The sequence below is a fragment of the Alteromonas sp. H02 genome (genome assembly GCF_059682525.1).
Genome location: NZ_CM185021.1, coordinates 3407397 through 3428691 on the forward strand (window position 1 = coordinate 3407397; position 21295 = coordinate 3428691).

Sequence of the window (21295 nt, forward strand, 5' to 3'; positions counted from 1 at the left end):
CGCATAGACCCAAACTCAATCACTCGACTATTTCTAATCCAGTATTTAAGACAATCAGTCGAAATTCAGCGATAAATCAGTATGACGTCAAGCGTAATGAAAACACGTGAATTAGATTTCGTGACTATCATTCTTGTCAAACCCAATAGGTACTGAAATGCGACGACTATTACTGACGACTTTATTGTTATTTATTTTTTCCAGTGACGCTGCAACCCAATCTAAAAACGGTTTTGTTATACCTCGTACCGATATCATTAATATCACAGACAATGCCACTCAAAAACGCTATGAACTCTACGTTAAGCTACCTAGCAATTACGACGCCGGTGATAAACACTACCCCGTCGTCTACTACACCGATGCGTATTGGCATATAGAGATACTCTCTGCGTTATCAGAATTTTTGTTTGAAGATGTCATTTTAATTGGTATCGCATGGCAAACGAATAGCGACCCTCAATTGGTTGAAGAAGTCGGCCCTTATGTCAGTCGATTTAGCGACTACTCCTACGCCCCTTCAACAAATGAAGAGCACCAACAGAAATACCGTTTTGGTCAAGCTGCGCAGCACTTGGCCTTCATTCGCAACGACGTGATTCCTTTTGTCGATACAAGATATCGCACAGATCCTTCCAAACGCAGCTACTTTGGTTATTCATTGGGTGGGGCTTTTGGGGCATATACAGTGATGAGTCAACCAGATACATTTCACTACTATGTGCTGGGTAGCCCTTCTGTATGGCAGGACATAACACAATACACAACGCCTAAACCGGTAGGGATAGCTAGCCGAGCTAAAGTCTTTATTTCTCACGGCTCGGGCGTGGTTGAGCAAACAATGCGCGACACCCCAATGAAGCGCTATGGCACACCAGAAGAAGAAGCGGCGGCAATATGCTTTTTGGCAGCGGATGAATCATCATACATTACAGGGGAAACAATAAATGTAGCCGGCGGCGGAATTGGTTAGGTTTGACTGGAAATTGCCTGGAGACAAGGGTATATTACACCTGAATTAATTTTTTTTGATCTAAATCATGGTAAACCGTCTTAAAAAAGGCTCTGCCATGGTGCATGTTGAGGAGCTAGAAGCATTATGAATAATATTGATTGCAAACCACTCGTAGGTACCGAAGAGGGCTGGATTGATCGCCGAATATTTTGGGAACAGGCGATTTATGAACAAGAACTAGAACAAATTTTTGCCAAAGCCTGGCAGTTTGTGGCGCATGATTCCATGCTCCCTAATGCAAATGATTTTTATACCACCTACATGGGTGAAGATGGCGTTATTGTGGCTCGCCAAAAAGATGGCAGCGTGAAAGTGTTTTTGAACTCATGCACACACCGAGGTAATAAAATATGTTTTGCCGATGACGGTAATACACGTACGTTTAACTGTAACTACCATGGTTGGGCTTTTGGTACCGACGGTGAGTTAAAAGGCTTATCAAGTGAGCATGTATATAACGAAGGCGACATAGACAAAAGTAAATGGGGTCTTCAGCAAGCACGGGTTGATAATTATAAAGGGCTTATCTTTGCGACATTTGACGATGAAGCGCCCTCTTTAGAAGAATATCTTGGTGATTTTCGTTGGTACCTGGATATTATGCTGGATCAAGACGAAGGTGGGACAGAGTTTATTGGCGGTGGTATCAAAAATTATATCAATGCGAACTGGAAATTTGGTGTTGAAAACTTTATAGGGGATGCGTATCACGCTTTATGGACGCATGACTCTGGTTTCAAGGCGATGAATAATAACGAAGGCTTCCCTCCTGCGGACCCAAAAGGTAGTTATCATGCCAGTATGAATGGGCACGGTTGGGAGTTTGGCACAGACGGTTTAGGGGACATTGCCATTCTGGGGCAACCAAAAGTATTGGAATATTACGAAAAAATGCGTCCAAAAATGGCGGAGCGATTAGGTGAAATGCGCTCAAAGATTTTTGGTTCATTAGCCTCTGTATCGCTCTTTCCAAATTGTTCATTTTTACCGGGCATTCAGACATTCCGTGTTTGGTTACCAAGAGGGCCACATAAGTTTGAAATGCGTATGTGGACGATCGTGAATAAGAATATGCCAGACGAAATTAAACAAGCCATTAACATTGGTTGCATGCAAACCTTTAATCCGGCGGGTGTGCTGGAAATGGATGATGGTGAAAACTGGGAAGGTAATACCGTTGTGAATAAAGGGGTGGTGACACGTAAAGGCAAGCTGCATTATGGCTGTGGAATCAACAGTCGAATTGAACATGAAGAGCTGCCAGGGATTATTCATGCGGGGCAATTCAATGATGCTAATCAACGTTTATTTTATCAACGTTGGGCTGATATGATGAATGCAAAAAGCTGGGATGATATACCTGAGCGATACACGCCGAGATACGCCGGCAAGCCAACAGTTTAAGGAGGGGCGATAAGATGACACAGAAAAATAAAGCAGCGTCTCTTGAGCTTATTAATGAAGTTCAACAGTTTTTATATCGCGAAGCACGGCATCATGATAACGAGGAATTCAGAGAATGGTTGGACATGCTGACAGAAGACATTCATTACTGGATGCCCTACCGTTATCAGCGTTACCGCAAGAATGAGAAAGAGCCTAGCATTTATGATACTGCATACTATAACGATGACATGGAGTGTCTGGTTAAGCGAATTATGCGGACAGAGACAGGAACGTGCTGGTCTGAAGATCCGGCAACACGCAGTGCTCATGTTATTACCAATATTGAGGTTGAGTTAACGGATAACCCGGATGAATTTACAGTATATTCATTAACGACAGTCCATAGAAATATTAATGAAGATGAAGAGCACACAATGATTGGCCATCGTACCGACCTGATCAGGCGTGTTAATGGCGAGTTAAAGTTAGCAAAGCGTAAGATCATTTTGGATCAAAATATCTTTAAAAATAAAAGTTTAAATGTATATTTATAAGACGCATTTCGTGGCCAAGGAGGAAAAAGCCCTGTTTTAACGGGGCTTTTTTATTAACCGATGACGAGCACAATAAAAGCACTGATCTACCTGAATGCCGCCAGCATATTATGGGGCGGAAATATGATATTGGGCCGATATTTGAAAGATTATCTGGGCCCTTGGTCTATCGTGACGACTCGTCTTGTCATTGGTGGCGGCATCTTCCTCATTTTGTTAATAAAAAGCGGAGAACTAAAGAAAGTTAGAGAGGTTTCCGACTGGAGAACAATTATCCTTTTAGCCATAACAGGGGTTGTTGCTTTCCAGTCATTGATTTATTACGGTCTTCGTTTAACAACGTCGACAAATGGCGGGCTGATTAATTCATTAACGCCCCTGTTAACAGCGATCGCCGTGGGCGTGTATTTTAAAGAAAAGCTAACGTACCAGCATTGGTTGGCTGCCGTGGTCACCATATTTGGTTTGGCGTTTATTCTCAGCGAGGGACAGTTGTCTAATTTGTTGTCGCTGGAATTTAATCTTGGAGACTTATTAATTTTAGCGGCGGTGTTGAGCTGGGTAGGATACAGCCTTATCGCAAAAGTTGCTATGCAGCAGCTTTCACCTTTATTAATTACTTCTCTTGGCGTGATGATTTCACTGATTGTTGTAGCGCCCTTGGGGTTAATAGAAACACTATATGTTCATCCGCCGGTTTTTACTCTTAACTCGGTACTGGCCGTGTTGTTTATTAGCATAGGCCCAACGGTCTTATCGCTTCTTTTTTGGAATAAAGGGGTGTATTTAATCGGTCCTGCAAGAGCCTCGCTGTTCTTAAATACAGTCCCTGTCTATATTATTGTTATTAATGCCTTGTTTTTAGATATTATGCCCGAGCAATACCAATTAATGGGTATGCTGTTAATTTTTGCGGGCAGTTTTTATGCCGGTTTTAAGTCGCCAAAGCCACGTTAAAATAGTATTAGGGGATTAAAACCGGGCTGCCGATAGTCGTTCGTTGCTCTAAATAATCATGCGCTTTGGCAACATCGGTTAAAGCAAAAGACGGCCCGACTTGAATGTTGATGTGCCCTCTTTCTAACATATTTAAATAGCGAGCAGCACTTTCAAGGATTTCTTGTCGGTTTCTAGTGTAGTGATACAGTGTGGGTCGAGTGAGATAAAGAGAGCCTTTTTTTGAAAGTTCCAACACATCAAATGGGTCGGGTTTGCCAGAAGCATTACCAAAGCTGACCATCAGTCCTCGAACACGCAAACAATCTAAAGATGGCATAAAGGTGTCCTTACCCACACCGTCATAAACAACATCCACCTTTTGGCCGTTTGTAATGTCATTGACAGCATCAACAAAATTTTGCTCGTTATAGTTAATAACGAAATCACAGCCATTAAGTGTCGCAACACGTGCTTTTTCAGTAGAACTAACAGTGCCGATCACTGTGGCTCCAATAGTGCGCGCCCATTGGCAGGCGATTTGACCAGATTATAAGAAATATTAACGCTATGTACTACCCACTGTGTCAGCTGTATTTAAGGCCAGTTGCACGTGTGTCAAATGGGTACTTTTCAGGAATCAGTGAAGTAGTTGTCATCAAGATAGACGCAATATAACTGGTCTTTGGTACTGAAATCCGCAATGAGATATGTGAAAGCCCTTACCTCAACATGTTGCATGTTCAAGTGATGGTCTGTTTTTTGTGCTTCATGCGCCAAAATCGAAGTCGCGTTGAATGATGTAGTCACTGAATGAGGCTGTGGCTGGTGGAGCTCGAAGTGGCGGCATTAGAGAATCGTTTTTTGCTTCAAGAAGAGTCTGCTTGTCAAGGTGCGCCAAAATCTTATGGATAACAGCCGGATCCGTAATACAAGTAATAATTTTGACGTTGGTTTTTTCACAAGCCTCACAGACTGTGATGTCAATATTGAATACTCTTTTTAACCTTTGTGCCCACGACATGCTTCGCGCATGGTATGGTTTATCTGAATCTTTCAGATGCTCTGCTAAGCGAGGGCTATTCTTACCGCGTTGTGAAGCCGTTACCTCGGCACGCACCTTAGCATTGGGAGCAAACACGCCATAAAACCTCGTAAGGTTTAGCCTCGGCACTGGCACCAGTGCCGCGAGCTTGCCTATGAAATCCAAGGGAGTAAAAAAGACATGTGTGGTACCGTCTTGATAGGGAGTTTTCAGTTGATATCTTACTTTTCCTGAATCGGTTAGACTCAATCGTGCTTAGAATTTAACGACGAAGTAAATCATGCTTTAAAAATGGCCTATCAAACCCCTGACATTGTATCGGCAAGGGGGCATGTTGTTGAAGCACTTAATTTAATCGAAGGTCAACAGGTTCTAGATATTGGTTCTGGACCGGGTTTGTTGGTACGAGACATTGCGCAACAAGTTGGGCCTTCAGGAGCCGTTTTGGGTCTTGATATGGCGGATAATATGCTGGAGTCGGCCAAAGTGCTTTGCAGTGACTTCAAAACCGTGACCTTTAAGCACGGCGATGCAATGTCGTTACCATTTCCAGACAATAGCTTTGACGCAGTTTTATCGACACAAGTTTATGAATATGTACCTGACTTAAACACCGCATTGAGTGAATTTGCAAGGGTTCTTCGCCCAGGTGGTCGAGGTGTTATAGTCGACACGGATTGGGCTTTTCCCTACTGGCATTCTATGGATGTAACGATCCGTGACCGCATGATTGAGGCTTGGAAAGGTCACTGTGAACAGGAAAGTGTACCAATGCGACTTCCCGCCTCGATTAGATTATCAGGTCTACAATTGGATAATGTTCAAGCGCTACCCATTATGAATCGCGCTTATGATGAAATGAACTTTAGTTATTGGTTGTCTAAAATCATCGCTGCTTTTTCAATAGGACGACATGGCGTGATCCAAGATGAGGCCGAGCGTTGGCTTGCGGACTTTGAAAAGCTTGATACTAAAGGTGAATATTTCTTTTGTATCAATCGGTATTTATTTGAGCTAACAAAACCAGCTACTTTTTAAATCGACGCTTCTTTTTTTGTATAAAAGCACATAGCTCCACAATAATTAAGATGACCAACAGCAAGGCAAGGCTGATAATGATAGGGTAAAGACTTACTGCGAAACCGTTCGTCTCTGTTGATATTGGGACTGATACATCAGTGTCAAATAAACGGTTCACTAACTGATAGATTAAAATAAAGCCAAATATAATGGTACTGGCGATACCGAGCTGAGTCAGCACCAGACGATAACGAAAACGATGTTCCGTGTTGGTCAGGGTTAAATACAATTCTTTGAATGGTATAACCGCGGCGCAAATTAGGTAATAAAGGCCGCCGATTCCGGCACCCGGTAAGCCAACATTCATTTTAATGCCCTTTTTCGTAAGTTGTGAGTGGCGTTTTAAGGATAAGCTCCTTGACGAGCGCCTTTAAGAAGATAACTGAATTGACAACGCGTAATACCATAAAAGCGGGGATGCTGGTGAGTGCTTTCCATGTTTCATTTCTGCTATATGCTTTGATAAGTGTTGGAACGGCAACCATCGGCAGGTCAATAAGGTATCCAAGCAGGAAGAGAGGGCTCATGGTGACCGCTAAGATGGGGATGACGAATAAATAAAAAATAGAGGCGACGGAAGCGTCCCAGCACATGACACTGACAATTGAACGAAGAAAAGTCACGTGTAGAATACCTTGCCGGTGTAACCTGACATTTTGTATGAAGCCATGGGCCCAGCGTTTTAATTGTTTATGCATAAAATGGAAATTATGCGGTTCAATAGGGTAACAAATTGCGTCCGCAACAAAACGGACTTTCTTACCCAGCTGATAAGCTGTCCAAGTTAAGTCCATATCCTCGGCCATCGTGCGTAAAGACCAGCCGCCGATTTGTTTTAAATAGTCTGTGCGAAATAAGGAAAAGCAACCAGAAGAGATTAAGGGTTTTTCATAATATGACTGAATTTCTTTATAAAACGTAAAAGCCATCAGGTATTCAACATACCGACCCCTTTCCCAGAGGGTATTAACATATTGAGGAATAACAAAACCACAAACAGCAACAACGTCATCCTCAGTCATCGCAGTGTACAGCTTTTCTATAGCATCACTTTTCAGTGTTGTATCGGCATCTATAGCCAGCGTGAAGGGTGTTTGTATCTGATTAAGGGCATAGTTTTGAGCGCCAGCTTTAGACCCGGTGTTTTTAGCGGGTGAAATAACAGTGACGCCTAATGAACGGCAAATCTCAGCGGTCTGATCTGTGGATCCGTCATCAATCACGATGATTTTTTGAGCCATTAACGTTTGTGCTAACAAGCTATTAATTGTGTCGGCGATACAACTTGCTTCATTATAGGCTGGAACAATAACAGTAACAGGGCAGAGAGGCCGGCTATCGCTCTTTACTGTGTTTTGCGACAAAGAAAGGTCGCCCTGATCGCTTGAGTTCAGGGTGGATTGATGAGAAGAACGCTTGATCATATATAAATGAAAAATAGTTATTTTAGCGGAAATGGATCCGTAGCAGTAGTCTTAACAGCTTTCTCGCTAAATTTATATTGCCAGCTTAAAAGCGTTAGAGGGTGTATGAACAGTGAAATAGAAGCGTTGGTGCTTGTGAGAAAGTTTTTCTAAACAGAGGTTGTAGAGGGTTGAACCGGTCTAAAGAGACTAAAACGCTCACTTAAAGTGAGCGTTTTATTAAGGCCTTAATGTAACGTATTTGAGTTATTTATATGTCAATGTCCATGCCATAGCCAGACGCTTCGACACCATGCCCAAAGATATCACCCGAATAATGTTCTTGAGTTTCAGGCTTAATGTAATCTCCCCAGCCAAGTTCCATTAACCAGCCCGATGGTGTGGCTGAATAGAAAGTGTATAGTTGGTCATTAGCATGTTTGCCTAACTGCATAGCCACATCAATACCTTTGTCTCGAATGATATCGTGTGATTGACCAAAATCATCCAAATTGCTGTATTGAATGTGCAGATGGTTCAGGCGTTCCACCATGCCGTGGAAACCAAAAGCTATTGAATGCTGACGATCATTACAATGCATAAAACAAGGTTCAGCAAAGTTGCCATCCGGCATTGGAATTCTATATTCAACCGAGCCGACTAACCCCAGAAGCTTATAAAAATTATAGGTTTCTTCGTCATTATCAGATCGAACTAGAACATGGCCTAAGCCTTGGTTACCTGCAATAAAGTGGCCAAACATAGGGCGCCCTGGGTGAAAAGGTTTCATCACATCCACTTGGGGGCTGTAATAAATTTCGTTAGCCGTGCCTGATGGGTCTTCTAGTTTAATCAGTGCTAAGACATGGCGTTCGCGTGCTTCCTCTGTTGTTCCAACTCGATATGCAACACCGGCATCCGTTAATTGCTTTTGCATCGCTTTAAATTCTTCAAGGCCTGCAACTCGCCATCCCATGTAGGCCAGATCATCAGAGTCATCTGTTTGGTGAACGGTAATCCGGTGATGCTGTAGGTCCATCCTGAGATGAAAGCGATCATCATAACCGCTTTCAACAATTTCCAGTCCAATACATTCTGTTGCGTATTTTCTCCAGGCAGCTGAGTCGGTGACGTTTAACCCTAAATAGCCTAGCTCTATTACTTTTACCATGCTGGTTCTCCTTTTTCTTGTTCTTAATAAAACGCTTTACAAGAAGACGTTTAGACTCTTATTCATGAAAATATTCTGATCTAAAATAATTTTACGTTTGGCCAGTTTTAATTGGCCGTCGACCCGACGTAAAATATCGGTACGGTGCCCAACCATCAGATGCTCTTCGTCTTCATTCATATTGCGGTTAACCGTGATTAATGAATAAACTTTGTATTCATCAGGCTTATCTGTGTTTTCAACTTCAATGTTACTGACAACATGAGAAGAGCGTGTCGCGGGGTCTTCAGACCAGCAGGTACCGGTTTCATTTCGTAAAACCCTTCTTTTAAGATTGTGCATATCATCGTTGTAATAGGACTGATCATTGACAGTCGGTTCTACATGATTTTTACGGTAACGTTGATACCGGTAAGGCATCCAGTAATGGATATCTTCCGTTAGCATATCAAGCCAGGCTGTAAATTCCTCGGTATCTAAAAGGCGCGCTTCTTTGTATAAAAATCGTTCAACTTCAAACGTTAATTCCATAGAGGCCGCTACGGCTGATTTTTCAGATAAATGTGTCATCGTTGGGCTCCTATTTAGTTGTTTTTGTATGACGAGGTGTATAACGCGTAGGGACATCACTCCATGATTCAGCGTTCATCAAGTCAGCCCAGCGCGTATAAAAATGGCGTTGGTTTGCATCATTAAATTGACCTTTATAAATGATGCCGGGTAACTCTTCGTGATCAATTTGTCGAGTAATACCACAGCCATAATGAAGCTTTTCTTGGCGGGTGATATAGCCTTTATTAACGGCAGTGTTTCCTTCCCAGTTTTCACCGTCATCCATTTCCAGAACACCAGCCGGGTTAAAGGTCATCATGCAGCCATTATTGATTTCTTGTTTAATATCTTCAGGCATGTTTTTGTTTACGATGGTGAAAATACGTAATTCCAGTTTTTTCGGACCTCTTGGTAACCAAACACGAAAAGTTTGAATGCCGGGTAGGAAAGAAATGTTGGGGAAAATTGAAACTGAAGCAAGAGAACCAAAAATATTAGACCTTAGCTCACCGTACTTGTCTTTGATTTTCGGTTTAATAATATCTCGAACATAATTTAGCCACTTTTCAGATCCATTGATGACAACATCAGCATAACCGTCCGTTCCGAATTCCCATCCATGTCCATTCACACTGGCATGGAAAGAGTTTTCAGTCACCGCCGGTCCAAACCCTTCGCCATTATTCATGGCTTTAAGGCCCGAATCATGGTTCCAAAGTGCGTGGTAGGCGTCCCCGATGAAGTTTTCAACACCAAATTTCCAGTTAGCGTTAACGTACGATTTAATGCCGCCATTGATGAATTCAGTTTCACCATCGTTGTCAAACATCATGTCTAAATACCAAGTGAAATCACCGAGCCATTCCTCAAGTGAGGGAGCTTGTTCATCGAAGGTCGCGAAAATCAGGCCTTTATAGGTTTCTACACGTGCTTGTTTTGGGCTCCACTTGTCTTTATCAATGTCGCCTTCATCATAGACATGCTCATTGGCTAAGGCGCCAAGCTTGCCATCAATACCGAAGCTCCACCCATGGTAGTTACAGATGAAGGAGCGCGTATTGCCTTCATCGGCAAAACAAAATTTATTGCCGCGGTGGGGGCATGAGTTTAAAAAGACTTTGACACTTCCATCTTTCTGACGGGCACCAATGACACCGTCTTCACCCATGTAAGTTGTGTAAAAATCATTGGCATTAGGGATCATGGAATCGTGTGCAATAAATTGCCATGATTTGGCAAAAATCTGTTTCAATTCTCTTTCGTAAATTTCCTCTTCCCAAAAAATACGACGATCAACCCAACCTTCTTTATTATCAATAAATTGATGATAATCCGTGTTATTACTCATAATATAATGTACTCCGTATGGTTTTATCGTTATCAACAAGAATTAACGATGTTGCTAACATTGATTAATCCTTGAATAGCGCGGATGATTTTATAGATCGACTTCCAAATTCGCTTTGATGTAGATCAGGAAAAATTCACAGAGTCGGGTTTTATTTGATTTTTACTGGTGTATATTGATTTAAGTCATATCAGTTGATTATAAGAAATATTAACGCTATGTACTACCCACTGTGTCAGCTGTATTTAAGGCCAGTTGCACGTGTGTCAAATGGGTACTTTTCAGGAATCAGTGAAGTAGTTGTCATCAAGATAGACGCAATATAACTGGTCTTTGGTACTGAAATCCGCAATGAGATATGTGAAAGCCCTTACCTCAACATGTTGCATGTTCAAGTGATGGTCTGTTTTTTGTGCTTCATGCGCCAAAATCGAAGTCGCGTTGAATGATGTAGTCACTGAATGAGGCTGTGGCTGGTGGAGCTCGAAGTGGCGGCATTAGAGAATCGTTTTTTGCTTCAAGAAGAGTCTGCTTGTCAAGGTGCGCCAAAATCTTATGGATAACAGCCGGATCCGTAATACAAGTAATAATTTTGACGTTGGTTTTTTCACAAGCCTCACAGACTGTGATGTCAATATTGAATACTCTTTTTAACCTTTGTGCCCACGACATGCTTCGCGCATGGTATGGTTTATCTGAATCTTTCAGATGCTCTGCTAAGCGAGGGCTATTCTTACCGCGTTGTGAAGCCGTTACCTCGGCACGCACCTTAGCATTGGGAGCAAACACGCCATAAAACCTCGTAAGGTTTAGCCTCGGCACTGGCACCAGTGCCGCGAGCTTGCCTATGAAATCCAAGGGAGTAAAAAAGACATGTGTGGTACCGTCTTGATAGGGAGTTTTCAGTTGATATCTTACTTTTCCTGAATCGGTTAGACTCAATCGTTGCTCGCTTAACGCTGGCCTTGAGATATATCTGCATAGCCTTTCCAGTTTGTCAGTTTGATGGCTGTCTGCAAACACCCCAGCGTGTAAGCTAAAACCGTTTATTTGAGCTAATTGACCGTAATGTTGTTCGTCTTTGGCAGGTAAGGTTTGCAAGGCAAAGACTTTTTTGCCTGTATCTGGTCCTACAGCAATGCGGTAATTGACAGAGGCTGCTTGCAAGGGCAGTAAACTATCTTCGTCATCCATGGGTAAATCGAGAAATGTGTTGTCCATATCCCGTTGAACGAGCCCGGCCTTCTCCAAGTAGGTCGCGATGCGATGGCTAATGACATTCACGAGGGTTTCCATATCATTGTGGTTTGGTGCTTTAACGCACTTGAATTTGGACTGTCCACACTCCTGAGTGATAACGCCTTCCAAAAAGAGCATGTGAAAGTGAATATTGAGATTCAGCGCACTACCAAATCGCTGAATGTAAGTCACCGCTCCTGTGTTTGCTTGCTTCTTAAGATACCCAGCCCGATGCACAATATCGCAAGAAATAGCACGATGAATGATTTGCATGATTTTACTTAAGTGTTTGGGATACCTAGCTAGAAGTAGACGAAGCGGGATGGGTAAACTCAATACCCATTGGCGTACAGGGTAACCGTGAAGAACATCTTCAACTAACAACTTGGCACTTTCTGCCATCCTTCTTGCACCGCAACTTGGGCAAAATCCCCTGCGTTTGCAGCTGAACGCCAGCAGTTTCTCATGCTTGCAGTCGTCACAAACTACACGCAAAAAACCATGCTCAAGCCGACCACACCTAAGAAACTCTTCAAACTCTTTTACCACATGAAGTGGTAACGACTTCCCTTTTTGTGAAAGCTGCTTCTGAAATTCTGGGTAGTGGCGTTCGACCAATTGATACAGTAACGTCTGCTCTGGACGATGTCGTTTATAGGTATGAGAGTGAGTTACTAGCAATGGCGCCTTTATCTTGAATTGGCATCACAGTGTGTATATGATTTTAATGTAAATCTACTGATCAATAGGGTGGGAAATTTATAGTCTCAAGGTCCGAAAAACGTACAATGCAGCCCCTCATACTTTAGCTTCCAACCAACTGAGCCTTTTCATTGCCTTGGCAGAAAAGCTGATTTCCAACCTTAGAATGCAAATAGCCAAATAAAGGCGCGGTTTTTATTGTCGCGGCTACCAATCGGCTGGATAAACTTGATGAAGCATTATTACGTTCAGGAAGGCTTGATCTTCATGTCCATGTTCCTTTCCTGGATAAAAATGCCCGGCGCTGGTTTATCGAAAAGTTCTTGCAGTACGACGTTTACGAAGAGGCTATAGATGTTGATTTAATCGTATCACTAACGGCTGGTATGAGCGGTGCAGATTTAGAGAAGGTTCATCGGGAGACAGTGCTTCAGGCTCTAAGTAAGAATACTGGCAAAATTGGTCAAAGTACGTTACTGGAAGAAATTAATATTCTTAAATATGGCGCTAAACGGACACTTGATAAGTGCGCAAAAATGCTGGCAGAAACCGCCTTTCATGAGGCTGGTCATGCGGTTATCTCAAAAGTTCTGGTCATGACTTAACCGGCGTCATTGCGGTATCGCAGGATGCCGCGAGTGCGTTACAAACCATTACAGGCTTACCCGACGCGCGGCATAGGCGGCGTCAACATAGGCTTCTGCCTGACCCTTATCGTTAGCATAAAGCACTCCTACGTTCCAAGGTTCCACCTCCAAACTCTTAGGAAAGGCAAAAGGCACATCATAATGTGCAGCCCAGCGCTTTAAGTCGGCCAGCATAATTTTAATTTTAGCTGGCACATCCCTATTCGACGGGCCATAGTTACCAGCTGCTATTTTTGCCTGTGGAATATCCATCGGCAAATAGTTCACCGATAAACCGTACTTTCTGGCTAATTCTGGTAACTGTGTATGAGCCAAATAACTGAATGGACTCATCATGTCAAAGTAAAAATCTATGGAGTCTTGCACCTTAAGCCCCTACTTACTCGGCAGCGGGAATACAAACATTTCCGTCTTCTATGGTGACCGGATAGGTCTTAACGGGAATTTGGCATGGAAATGATGTTGGCTCACCTGTCTTAATGGAAAACGCACCACCATGGAAAGGACACTCAACCTCGTCACCATCCTGATATCCGTCTGTCAACATGGCCATACCATGCGTACATAGATTGTCGGTCACATAGTACTCACCCTCAAAAACATAGACAGCTAAAGCGGGAAAACCATCTGGCGTTACCGCAACAGGTGCCTCGTCTTTAACTTCGTCTGTTTTACATAATATTATCTTACTCATAATTTTGCTCTTTTATAAATGTTAAAAATAATGCTCTTAGCCTCGGGGGCTATCATACTCAATAATGATAGAAAACCGTAGACCGATTATCTGATATTAATAAAAACGGTCATAGTGAATTTGATCGAAAGGAACTTTATACTCCATCATTAGCATCCGCGTTAGGGCGTCTGTCATAGGAGGCGGGCCACAGAAATAAAATTCATGCTCGGGTAATTTATCACCCAACGTTTTTCCCAACAACTCATGAATAAAGCCAACGTCTCCAGTCCAACCCTCTGCTTCGGCGGCATCAACATCGGATACTGCATTGAAATTCTTTACTCGAGCTTTTAAATCGGCATCTGCCTCGATCAATGCAGGCGGGCAAATGTCTTTTGGCGTACGCCCCCCGTAGAACAAATAAATGTTTCTATCGCTCAATCTAGGATCTTTTGCAGCGGCTTTAATAATTGACATTTCAGGGGATAAACCTGAACCACCACCAACACAAACAATGTCTCTTGGAATTTCTGGTTTTAAATAAGCTAAACCGTATGGCCCATCAATCACTATTTCTGCACCCACCTGATAGTCATCGAATAAGGTCGTGGTCGCACTACCGCCAGGCATTTTTTTAATAATAAAACGCCATTCGCCTTCTTCATTGGGTAGATTACACATTGAATAACCACGTGACCCCCTAATGCCCGGAAAATCTAATAATGCAAATTGCCCTGCTAGGAAATGGGCCGGGTGTTCCGTTTTAAAACAGAACTCTGCCATATCATCCGTCAGTTTATTTATTTCAAATAAAACCGCTTTAGATTTGATTGGCTTATGAACAGGCGCTGCCTCAGGGTTTAAACGTACTTTTATTTCGCAATCTTCCGTAGGGATACATTGGCAGCTTAATTTCCGCCCTTTTTTAATATCGCGAGGCGATAGCCCTGGTGCATCTTCCCAAATGTTGTCTACATTACCCTCTAGCACTTCCACTTTACAGGCGCCGCAACCGCCCGAGTTACACTCATAGGGCATTCCAAGACCCGCGCGTAGCGCCGCACGCAAAATAGTATCCCCTTCTTCACATTCAAACTCAAATTCCTGATCACTGATTTTTACGTTAAAACTCGTCATGCGGCTCCTCTTACTTCAAATACGTTAATTTATGTTAAAAGGTTATTATATTACCCTCAAACAAACAAGTTGTGTTTAAAGTCAACTTTAAGGCGAGAAATTCAATGAGCACACCCTTTTATAGTCAACAAACGTTCGATTTTTTACAACAACTCTCTGAGAACAATAACAGAGTCTGGTTCAACGAACGAAAATCACAGTATGAAGAATTTGTGCGTCTCCCTTCACTTGATTTTATTGACGCCATGGAACCCAATATTAAAAACCTGTCCAGTCACTTTACTGCTGTTGCAAAAAAAACGGGTGGGTCGTTAATGCGCGTTTACCGAGATGCTCGCTTCAGTAATGATAAAACGCCCTATAAAACAAATATTGGTATTCAATTTAGGCATCTCGCTGGAAAAGACGTCCATGCGCCCGGGTTCTATCTACACATCTCCCCCAATGACTGTTTTGTGGGCGCTGGAATTTGGCGACCCGACGGCAAATCGCTGAATCAAATTAGAGAAATGATCAGTGACAGTCCAAATGCGTGGAAAAGCATCACTCACCATAAAACGTTCCGACGCTATTACAAATTTACAGGGGATTCGCTAAAAACCTACCCAAGAGGCTACGCTAAAGACCACCCTATGATTCAGGACTTAAAGCGCAAAGACTTTATTGCCATCCACCCCCTGAGCCATGATCAGATTTTATCGCCAAACCTTGTGAAAACCATTCATCACCGTTTCAATGTAGCCAGTGAGCTGATGGATTACCTGTGCAACGCGCTTGAATTGCCTTATTAAATTTATAAACCTAATTTTTCAGCAACAAAATCCGCATCCTTATCACCTCGACCAGAAAGATTAACCAAAATACTTTTTGTTGACTCCATGGTTTTGGCTTTTTTCATGGCATACGCCACTGCATGTGCACTTTCTAATGCCGGGATGATACCCTCTACTCTCGACAATGTCATAAAAGCATCGAGACAGTCTTCATCATCTATCGCAACGTATTCAGCTCGCCCTAAGTCTTTTAACAAGCAATGCTGAGGACCAACGCCTGGGTAATCTAATCCTGACGCAATGGAATAGACCGGCAAGGGCTCTCCAGACTCATCCTGCAAGTTATAACACTCAAAACCATGTAAAGCGCCTTTAACGCCCTGACTCATCGTAGCCGCATGGTCTTTTGTATCTAAACCCCGGCCAGCTGGCTCGACACCCACGATGCTTACCGCTTCATCATCTAAAAACGCTGAAAACAAACCAATGGCATTTGAGCCACCGCCAACACAAGCAGTGATCACATCAGGTAAAACCCCTTGTTCCTCAAGAAACTGTGCTCGCGCTTCTTTGCCCACAATACTTTGAAAGTCCCTGACCATCATGGGGAAGGGGTGAGGCCCGACGACTGAGCCAATCGCATAAATAAAATTTACCGGGTCTTTTAAGTATTCCTCAAAAGCACTGTCTACAGCGTCTTTTAGAGTCCGCGTTCCACGACTTACGGGCACCAAAGTACAACCCAGGATTTTCATTTTTGTCACATTTGGGTGTTCTTTTTCTATGTCCACCTCACCCATATGAATTTCACAATCGATACCCACCAAGGCACAAGCCGTTGCCAACGCAACGCCATGCTGACCCGCCCCAGTTTCTGCAATGACCTTGGTTTTACCCATGTGCTTTGCCAACAGTGCCTCACCAAGACAATGGTTAATCTTATGCGCACCCGTGTGATTTAAATCCTCTCTTTTTAGAAAGATTTTTGCCCCGCCTAACGTCTCTGTTAGTCGCTTTGCATAAAAAATAGGACTGGGACGTCCCACGTAATGAACATACAAATCATTTAGTTCGTTTTGAAAAGCCTCGGTTTTCGAAATCTCCTGATAAGCCGCTTTAATCTCATTCATGATAACGACCAAGTCAGGCGGGATAATCTGCCCGCCGTATTCTCCAAAATAACCATGTTCATCTGGCATGGGGATCCCATTATACTTCACGCGCTTCTCCTCTTTTTTTAAGCTTTTCTCAATAAGCTACTGTATTACCGACGACTCAAGATGGCAAGACACCCCTTTACGCTGTTTGTTTACAAAATTTGATTTGGATCATGGTCGACATTTCATCATAATGCGACAGTAATTGTTAAAAAACATCATAGGAAAAAGAATGACTGAAGCAACCCAGAAAACCGAGCAGCAAACGACCATGTATCACTGGATTGGTGGAGAAGAGGGGGTTCGCAACCTGGTTAACCGGTTCTACGATATTATGGACTCTGACGATGAAGCAAAAGTCATTAGAGCCATGCATAAAGAGGATTTATCTGATATTCGACAAGGTTTATTTGAATACCTATCCGGCTGGCTAGGCGGCCCACCCTTGTTTGTCGCCAAACACGGCAGCCCCTGCATCACTAAACAGCACCAGCCCTATAAAATTGATCAAAAAGCCTCTGATGCCTGGATGCATTGCATGAAGAAAGCCATGCAGGACGTTGGGATTGACGCTAAGTATCGTGACATGTTGACCCCAGCTTTCCAGCGTATTTGCGATACCTTATTGAATCACTAAACGTTACAAGAGATACAAAAAGGGCGCACTGCATAGTGCGCCCTTTTTTAACTCAAGCGAACGGCACTTAAATATCGATGTTCATTCCATAGCCTGTTGCTTCAGGCTTATGGCCAAAGATATCTCCCGTGTAGTGCTCTTGGTCTCTCATTGCCTCACGTGCACCGTGACCCAATTCCAGCAACCAGCCTGATGGTGTCGCAAAGTAGAATGTATATGCTTGGTCATTTGAATGCTTACCAAGCTGCATTGCCACATCAATCCCTTCTCTACGTGCTGTATCATGAGCAATACCTAAATCATCTAACTCTGTGTACTCAAGCATCAAATGATTAATACGCTTTTCCATTGGGCCCAAACCAAATGCCAATGAGTGCTGGCGATCATTACAATGCATAAATACAGGTTTTGCAATCATGCCGTTTGGCAACTTGATTTTATATTCAACAGAACCAACAAGGCCTAAGGTCGAATAAAAATTATAGGTCGCCTCGTCGTCCATAGAGCGGATAATAAAATGTCCGATACCTTGATCACCGGTCAAGAACTTCCCGTACATTGGACGTCCGGGGTGAAAGGGCTTCATGACATCCATTTGCGGGCTATAAAAAATTTCTGTTGGATTGCCAGATGGGTCTTCCAGCTTAAGCAAACCAAGCACAAAACGTTCCTCACACTCTTCTTCAGACGCCACACGGAAATCAATGCCGTTATCTTTTAAATGCTGTTGCATGGCTTTAAATTCTTCAAAGCCTTTGACACGCCAGCCGGCATAAGCTAAATCATCTTCATCTGATTGATGGATGACAAAACGGTGATGCTGATTATCCATTCTTAAATAAAAACGATCATCTCGATCACCTTCTTCAATTTCCAGCCCTACACATTTAGTCGCGTATTCTCTCCAGGCGTCCAAATCTGTGACGTTAAAACCCATGTAACCCAACTCTGTTACTTTTACCATTACTTAAATCCTCTTTTTAATATAAAAAATGGCTATGTTCGGATTAACTGTTGTTGAATCGAAAAGAGCCTGTTTCCGTTAAGGTTTTCTGGGTTATCCATAAACCTGAACCAACCAAGGTAATGTTCTAGGTATTTTGTGGCTACTCCGTGAAACCGTTTTATCCACGCTTTCAGACGACTGTGATAGGCGTTAACATTTTGAATATGAAAGACTTTATCTATCACCTTAACACCTCCCGCCACGTCTAAGCGCTTGTGTATTAAATCATTTTTCTCAGAAAGAGCTATGTAGGGCTTATATCCATCACTACATAACACACTGTCTTTCTCTAATTTTCCTGCTAGCTCCTGATGCAGAGTTGCCGATGTAACACTTGGCACAACGGCCTCATATGTATTCTTGGCTCTGTCTCTGACCGTTAAAACGGGCACCCAGTCATCTTTTGAACGCCCTCGTTTTTTCGCTTTCATCCCTCTTTTGCGGGGCTGACGAGTCATCCGTTTTGAGCCTTTCTCTGAGTAGGGAAAAAGTGTTTCGTCAGCCTCGATAATACCTTCTAGTTTGCTCGCCTTCAGTGCTGATGGTAGCGCTAGGAATCGATGCCGCCACCTGAACGATGTTTCAAGGTGGAGACCACATTCTTCGGCACATTTACGCAATGGCTTACTGTCCAGCATACAGCGAATATATTCTAACCAAAGCTCTTTGTACCTCAGTCGAGCTAGCGGTGTCGCCGTTGTCGCTACAAAGGTTTTGCCGCAGTTCTTGCAGCGATAACGCTGCATCTTGTTTACCTTGCCGTGCCGATTGATCAGTGAGCTATGGCAGTGCGGACATTCAGGGTTTTCAACCATCCGCTCCTCAAGCTCTGTTATCAACTGTGAGACGCTATCAGTGCCTTTCAGCAGCTTCTCAACATAACGGGTTTGACTATTTGTTAAGTGTTCTAACTCGGCTATAAGCTTTGTAAATTGTGCTGGGATCATGATCAACCCTCAATAACTGTATTCATATACAGTGTAGCAACAATTTAGCAGAACATAGCCTAAAAAATTAACACTTAATTTATCAGAAAAATATATACAAGTTCTTATCTTCCGTTACTCTAGCATCCAGAGTAATTTTTCGACTTACCAGTTGAAAACCGTCACCCACTTTGCGTAGAACATCTCTTCGGCACCCTACATGTTCAGAATGCTCCAATTGAGAACGATTCCTCACAATAACAAAATTACTTAAAACTACAAGCTCCTCCGCATGATCTGTGTGAAATGCCTGTACATTAGTAATTAAATAACGAACAGATGAAGGTGGGTTCTCCATCCATAGAGTATAAGAAATATTAACGCTATGTACTACCCACTGTGTCAGCTGTATTTAAGGCCAGTTGCACGTGTGTCAAATGGGTACTTTTCAGGAATCAGTGAAGTAGTTGTCATCAAGATAGACGCAATATAACTGGTCTTTGGTACTGAAATCCGCAATGAGATATGTGAAAGCCCTTACCTCAACATGTTGCATGTTCAAGTGATGGTCTGTTTTTTGTGCTTCATGCGCCAAAATCGAAGTCGCGTTGAATGATGTAGTCACTGAATGAGGCTGTGGCTGGTGGAGCTCGAAGTGGCGGCATTAGAGAATCGTTTTTTGCTTCAAGAAGAGTCTGCTTGTCAAGGTGCGCCAAAATCTTATGGATAACAGCCGGATCCGTAATACAAGTAATAATTTTGACGTTGGTTTTTTCACAAGCCTCACAGACTGTGATGTCAATATTGAATACTCTTTTTAACCTTTGTGCCCACGACATGCTTCGCGCATGGTATGGTTTATCTGAATCTTTCAGATGCTCTGCTAAGCGAGGGCTATTCTTACCGCGTTGTGAAGCCGTTACCTCGGCACGCACCTTAGCATTGGGAGCAAACACGCCATAAAACCTCGTAAGGTTTAGCCTCGGCACTGGCACCAGTGCCGCGAGCTTGCCTATGAAATCCAAGGGAGTAAAAAAGACATGTGTGGTACCGTCTTGATAGGGAGTTTTCAGTTGATATCTTACTTTTCCTGAATCGGTTAGACTCAATCGTTGCTCGCTTAACGCTGGCCTTGAGATATATCTGCATAGCCTTTCCAGTTTGTCAGTTTGATGGCTGTCTGCAAACACCCCAGCGTGTAAGCTAAAACCGTTTATTTGAGCTAATTGACCGTAATGTTGTTCGTCTTTGGCAGGTAAGGTTTGCAAGGCAAAGACTTTTTTGCCTGTATCTGGTCCTACAGCAATGCGGTAATTGACAGAGGCTGCTTGCAAGGGCAGTAAACTATCTTCGTCATCCATGGGTAAATCGAGAAATGTGTTGTCCATATCCCGTTGAACGAGCCCGGCCTTCTCCAAGTAGGTCGCGATGCGATGGCTAATGACATTCACGAGGGTTTCCATATCATTGTGGTTTGGTGCTTTAACGCACTTGAATTTGGACTGTCCACACTCCTGAGTGATAACGCCTTCCAAAAAGAGCATGTGAAAGTGAATATTGAGATTCAGTGCACTACCAAATCGCTGAATGTAAGTCACCGCTCCTGTGTTTGCTTGCTTCTTAAGATACCCAGCCCGATGCACAATATCGCAAGAAATAGCACGATGAATGATTTGCATGATTTTACTTAAGTGTTTGGGATACCTAGCTAGAAGTAGACGAAGCGGGATGGGTAAACACAATACCCATTGGCGTACAGGGTAACCGTGAAGAACATCTTCAACTAACAACTTGGCACTTTCTGCCATCCTTCTTGCACCGCAACTTGGGCAAAATCCCCTGCGTTTGCAGCTGAACGCCAGCAGTTTCTCATGCTTGCAGTCGTCACAAACGGCGTTTTTCAAG

Annotated in this window: 24 protein-coding genes and 1 pseudogene; 9 read left to right on the forward strand and 16 right to left on the reverse strand. The window is 43.0% G+C overall.

What is annotated here, in order from left to right; all coding sequences use genetic code 11:
* Positions 1–157: 157 nt before the first annotated feature.
* The 4 genes from AC566Q_RS15700 to AC566Q_RS15715 all read left to right on the forward strand — a co-directional run bounded on the left by AC566Q_RS15700 (position 158) and on the right by AC566Q_RS15715 (position 3912).
* Positions 158–973 (forward strand): alpha/beta hydrolase, encoded by an 816-nt coding sequence (locus AC566Q_RS15700; protein ID WP_499607891.1) that lies wholly within the window; start codon positions 158–160, stop codon positions 971–973.
* A gap of 126 nt (positions 974–1099) precedes the next feature.
* Entirely contained in the window at positions 1100–2419 is a 1320-nt protein-coding gene (locus AC566Q_RS15705; protein WP_499607894.1) for an aromatic ring-hydroxylating oxygenase subunit alpha, read from the forward strand.
* A 14-nt stretch (positions 2420–2433) separates the two neighbouring features.
* A complete protein-coding gene (locus AC566Q_RS15710; protein WP_499607896.1) occupies positions 2434–2955 on the forward strand; it encodes a 3-phenylpropionate/cinnamic acid dioxygenase subunit beta in 522 nt (173 codons plus the stop codon).
* A 60-nt stretch (positions 2956–3015) separates the two neighbouring features.
* A complete protein-coding gene (locus AC566Q_RS15715; protein WP_499607898.1) occupies positions 3016–3912 on the forward strand; it encodes a DMT family transporter in 897 nt (298 codons plus the stop codon).
* A gap of 7 nt (positions 3913–3919) precedes the next feature.
* On the opposite strand, the gene AC566Q_RS15720 is transcribed toward AC566Q_RS15715, so the two are convergent.
* Entirely contained in the window at positions 3920–4432 is a 513-nt protein-coding gene (locus tag AC566Q_RS15720) for a zinc-binding dehydrogenase (protein ID WP_499617524.1), read from the reverse strand.
* Between the two features lie 228 nt (positions 4433–4660).
* The gene (locus AC566Q_RS15725; protein WP_499607901.1) at positions 4661–5185 is read right to left on the reverse strand and encodes a transposase; all 525 of its coding nucleotides are present in this window, start codon (positions 5183–5185) and stop codon (positions 4661–4663) included.
* Positions 5186–5227: 42 nt separating this feature from the next.
* Between AC566Q_RS15725 and AC566Q_RS15730 the strand changes: the two genes are divergently transcribed.
* Positions 5228–5974: a methyltransferase domain-containing protein gene (locus tag AC566Q_RS15730; RefSeq protein WP_499607904.1), complete on the forward strand. Its 747-nt coding sequence runs from the start codon at positions 5228–5230 to the stop codon at positions 5972–5974.
* Here AC566Q_RS15730 and AC566Q_RS15735 read toward each other — a convergent pair.
* The 6 genes from AC566Q_RS15735 to AC566Q_RS15760 all read right to left on the reverse strand — a co-directional run bounded on the left by AC566Q_RS15735 (position 5964) and on the right by AC566Q_RS15760 (position 12422).
* A complete protein-coding gene (locus AC566Q_RS15735) occupies positions 5964–6323 on the reverse strand; it encodes a hypothetical protein (RefSeq protein WP_499607908.1) in 360 nt (119 codons plus the stop codon). The two genes, AC566Q_RS15730 and AC566Q_RS15735, sit on opposite strands and share 11 nt — an antisense overlap.
* A gap of 1 nt (position 6324) precedes the next feature.
* Positions 6325–7440, reverse strand: a complete 1116-nt coding sequence (locus AC566Q_RS15740; RefSeq protein WP_499607909.1) for a glycosyltransferase family 2 protein — start codon at positions 7438–7440, stop codon at positions 6325–6327.
* A 250-nt stretch (positions 7441–7690) separates the two neighbouring features.
* Positions 7691–8590 carry a VOC family protein gene (locus AC566Q_RS15745; RefSeq protein ID WP_499607912.1) on the reverse strand — a complete coding sequence of 300 codons (900 nt, stop codon included), beginning with the start codon at positions 8588–8590 and terminating at the stop codon, positions 7691–7693.
* Between the two features lie 36 nt (positions 8591–8626).
* A complete protein-coding gene (locus AC566Q_RS15750; RefSeq protein WP_499607915.1) occupies positions 8627–9160 on the reverse strand; it encodes a 3-phenylpropionate/cinnamic acid dioxygenase subunit beta in 534 nt (177 codons plus the stop codon).
* Between the two features lie 10 nt (positions 9161–9170).
* On the reverse strand, positions 9171–10490 hold the full coding sequence (locus AC566Q_RS15755) for an aromatic ring-hydroxylating oxygenase subunit alpha (protein ID WP_499607917.1): 1320 nt from the start codon (positions 10488–10490) through the stop codon (positions 9171–9173).
* 417 nt (positions 10491–10907) lie between these two features.
* A complete protein-coding gene (locus AC566Q_RS15760) occupies positions 10908–12422 on the reverse strand; it encodes a transposase (RefSeq protein ID WP_069945706.1) in 1515 nt (504 codons plus the stop codon).
* A gap of 206 nt (positions 12423–12628) precedes the next feature.
* Here AC566Q_RS15760 and AC566Q_RS15765 point away from each other — a divergent pair.
* Together AC566Q_RS15765 and AC566Q_RS15770 are read left to right on the forward strand one after the other, a co-directional pair.
* A pseudogene (locus AC566Q_RS15765) lies at positions 12629–12700 on the forward strand (AAA family ATPase); the annotation flags it as partial.
* 54 nt (positions 12701–12754) lie between these two features.
* On the forward strand, positions 12755–13036 hold the full coding sequence (locus tag AC566Q_RS15770; RefSeq protein WP_499607920.1) for a hypothetical protein: 282 nt from the start codon (positions 12755–12757) through the stop codon (positions 13034–13036).
* Positions 13037–13084: 48 nt separating this feature from the next.
* On the opposite strand, the gene AC566Q_RS15775 is transcribed toward AC566Q_RS15770, so the two are convergent.
* From AC566Q_RS15775 to AC566Q_RS15785, 3 genes are all read right to left on the reverse strand, one after another.
* Positions 13085–13444, reverse strand: a complete 360-nt coding sequence (locus AC566Q_RS15775) for a DsbA family protein (RefSeq protein ID WP_499607923.1) — start codon at positions 13442–13444, stop codon at positions 13085–13087.
* Positions 13445–13457: 13 nt separating this feature from the next.
* Positions 13458–13772 carry a non-heme iron oxygenase ferredoxin subunit gene (locus AC566Q_RS15780; protein ID WP_499607926.1) on the reverse strand — a complete coding sequence of 105 codons (315 nt, stop codon included), beginning with the start codon at positions 13770–13772 and terminating at the stop codon, positions 13458–13460.
* 96 nt (positions 13773–13868) lie between these two features.
* Complete coding sequence (locus AC566Q_RS15785; RefSeq protein ID WP_499607929.1) at positions 13869–14891, reverse strand: 2Fe-2S iron-sulfur cluster-binding protein; 1023 nt, start codon at positions 14889–14891, stop codon at positions 13869–13871.
* 104 nt (positions 14892–14995) lie between these two features.
* Here AC566Q_RS15785 and AC566Q_RS15790 point away from each other — a divergent pair, with 104 nt between their 5' ends.
* Complete coding sequence (locus AC566Q_RS15790; RefSeq protein WP_499607933.1) at positions 14996–15682, forward strand: DUF2461 domain-containing protein; 687 nt, start codon at positions 14996–14998, stop codon at positions 15680–15682.
* A gap of 2 nt (positions 15683–15684) precedes the next feature.
* Here the strand turns inward: AC566Q_RS15790 and trpB are convergent, their stop codons facing one another.
* Positions 15685–16863, reverse strand: coding sequence for a tryptophan synthase subunit beta (gene trpB, locus AC566Q_RS15795; RefSeq protein ID WP_499607936.1), 1179 nt, complete (start codon positions 16861–16863; stop codon positions 15685–15687).
* A 190-nt stretch (positions 16864–17053) separates the two neighbouring features.
* Between trpB and AC566Q_RS15800 the strand changes: the two genes are divergently transcribed.
* Complete coding sequence (locus AC566Q_RS15800; protein ID WP_499607938.1) at positions 17054–17458, forward strand: group II truncated hemoglobin; 405 nt, start codon at positions 17054–17056, stop codon at positions 17456–17458.
* 67 nt (positions 17459–17525) lie between these two features.
* Here the strand turns inward: AC566Q_RS15800 and bphC are convergent, their stop codons facing one another.
* The 4 genes from bphC to AC566Q_RS15820 all read right to left on the reverse strand — a co-directional run bounded on the left by bphC (position 17526) and on the right by AC566Q_RS15820 (position 21294).
* A complete protein-coding gene (gene bphC / locus AC566Q_RS15805) occupies positions 17526–18422 on the reverse strand; it encodes a biphenyl-2,3-diol 1,2-dioxygenase (RefSeq protein ID WP_499607941.1) in 897 nt (298 codons plus the stop codon).
* Between the two features lie 32 nt (positions 18423–18454).
* Positions 18455–19411, reverse strand: coding sequence for an IS1595-like element ISAma5 family transposase (locus AC566Q_RS15810; RefSeq protein WP_499607944.1), 957 nt, complete (start codon positions 19409–19411; stop codon positions 18455–18457).
* An 82-nt stretch (positions 19412–19493) separates the two neighbouring features.
* Positions 19494–19748: an aromatic-ring-hydroxylating dioxygenase subunit beta gene (locus AC566Q_RS15815; RefSeq protein ID WP_499607946.1), complete on the reverse strand. Its 255-nt coding sequence runs from the start codon at positions 19746–19748 to the stop codon at positions 19494–19496.
* A 226-nt stretch (positions 19749–19974) separates the two neighbouring features.
* Entirely contained in the window at positions 19975–21294 is a 1320-nt protein-coding gene (locus AC566Q_RS15820) for a transposase (protein ID WP_499607949.1), read from the reverse strand.
* Position 21295: the final 1 nt, after the last annotated feature.

What these genes read in the sequence shown, in the direction of transcription:
- AC566Q_RS15700 (WP_499607891.1), top strand. Translation starts at nt 158, where the DNA reads ATGCGACGACTATTACTGACGACTTTATTGTTATTTATTTTTTCCAGT.
- AC566Q_RS15790 (WP_499607933.1), top strand. Translation starts at nt 14,996, where the DNA reads ATGAGCACACCCTTTTATAGTCAACAAACGTTCGATTTTTTACAACAA.
- AC566Q_RS15730 (WP_499607904.1), top strand. Translation starts at nt 5,228, where the DNA reads ATGGCCTATCAAACCCCTGACATTGTATCGGCAAGGGGGCATGTTGTT.
- AC566Q_RS15710 (WP_499607896.1), top strand. Translation starts at nt 2,434, where the DNA reads ATGACACAGAAAAATAAAGCAGCGTCTCTTGAGCTTATTAATGAAGTT.
- AC566Q_RS15750 (WP_499607915.1), bottom strand. Translation starts at nt 9,160, where the DNA reads ATGACACATTTATCTGAAAAATCAGCCGTAGCGGCCTCTATGGAATTA.
- AC566Q_RS15740 (WP_499607909.1), bottom strand. Translation starts at nt 7,440, where the DNA reads ATGATCAAGCGTTCTTCTCATCAATCCACCCTGAACTCAAGCGATCAG.
- AC566Q_RS15780 (WP_499607926.1), bottom strand. Translation starts at nt 13,772, where the DNA reads ATGAGTAAGATAATATTATGTAAAACAGACGAAGTTAAAGACGAGGCA.
- AC566Q_RS15755 (WP_499607917.1), bottom strand. Translation starts at nt 10,490, where the DNA reads ATGAGTAATAACACGGATTATCATCAATTTATTGATAATAAAGAAGGT.
- trpB (WP_499607936.1), bottom strand. Translation starts at nt 16,863, where the DNA reads ATGCCAGATGAACATGGTTATTTTGGAGAATACGGCGGGCAGATTATC.
- AC566Q_RS15800 (WP_499607938.1), top strand. Translation starts at nt 17,054, where the DNA reads ATGACTGAAGCAACCCAGAAAACCGAGCAGCAAACGACCATGTATCAC.
- AC566Q_RS15785 (WP_499607929.1), bottom strand. Translation starts at nt 14,891, where the DNA reads ATGACGAGTTTTAACGTAAAAATCAGTGATCAGGAATTTGAGTTTGAA.
- AC566Q_RS15815 (WP_499607946.1), bottom strand. Translation starts at nt 19,748, where the DNA reads ATGGAGAACCCACCTTCATCTGTTCGTTATTTAATTACTAATGTACAG.
- AC566Q_RS15735 (WP_499607908.1), bottom strand. Translation starts at nt 6,323, where the DNA reads ATGAATGTTGGCTTACCGGGTGCCGGAATCGGCGGCCTTTATTACCTA.
- AC566Q_RS15715 (WP_499607898.1), top strand. Translation starts at nt 3,016, where the DNA reads ATGACGAGCACAATAAAAGCACTGATCTACCTGAATGCCGCCAGCATA.
- AC566Q_RS15745 (WP_499607912.1), bottom strand. Translation starts at nt 8,590, where the DNA reads ATGGTAAAAGTAATAGAGCTAGGCTATTTAGGGTTAAACGTCACCGAC.
- bphC (WP_499607941.1), bottom strand. Translation starts at nt 18,422, where the DNA reads ATGGTAAAAGTAACAGAGTTGGGTTACATGGGTTTTAACGTCACAGAT.
- AC566Q_RS15705 (WP_499607894.1), top strand. Translation starts at nt 1,100, where the DNA reads ATGAATAATATTGATTGCAAACCACTCGTAGGTACCGAAGAGGGCTGG.
- AC566Q_RS15810 (WP_499607944.1), bottom strand. Translation starts at nt 19,411, where the DNA reads ATGATCCCAGCACAATTTACAAAGCTTATAGCCGAGTTAGAACACTTA.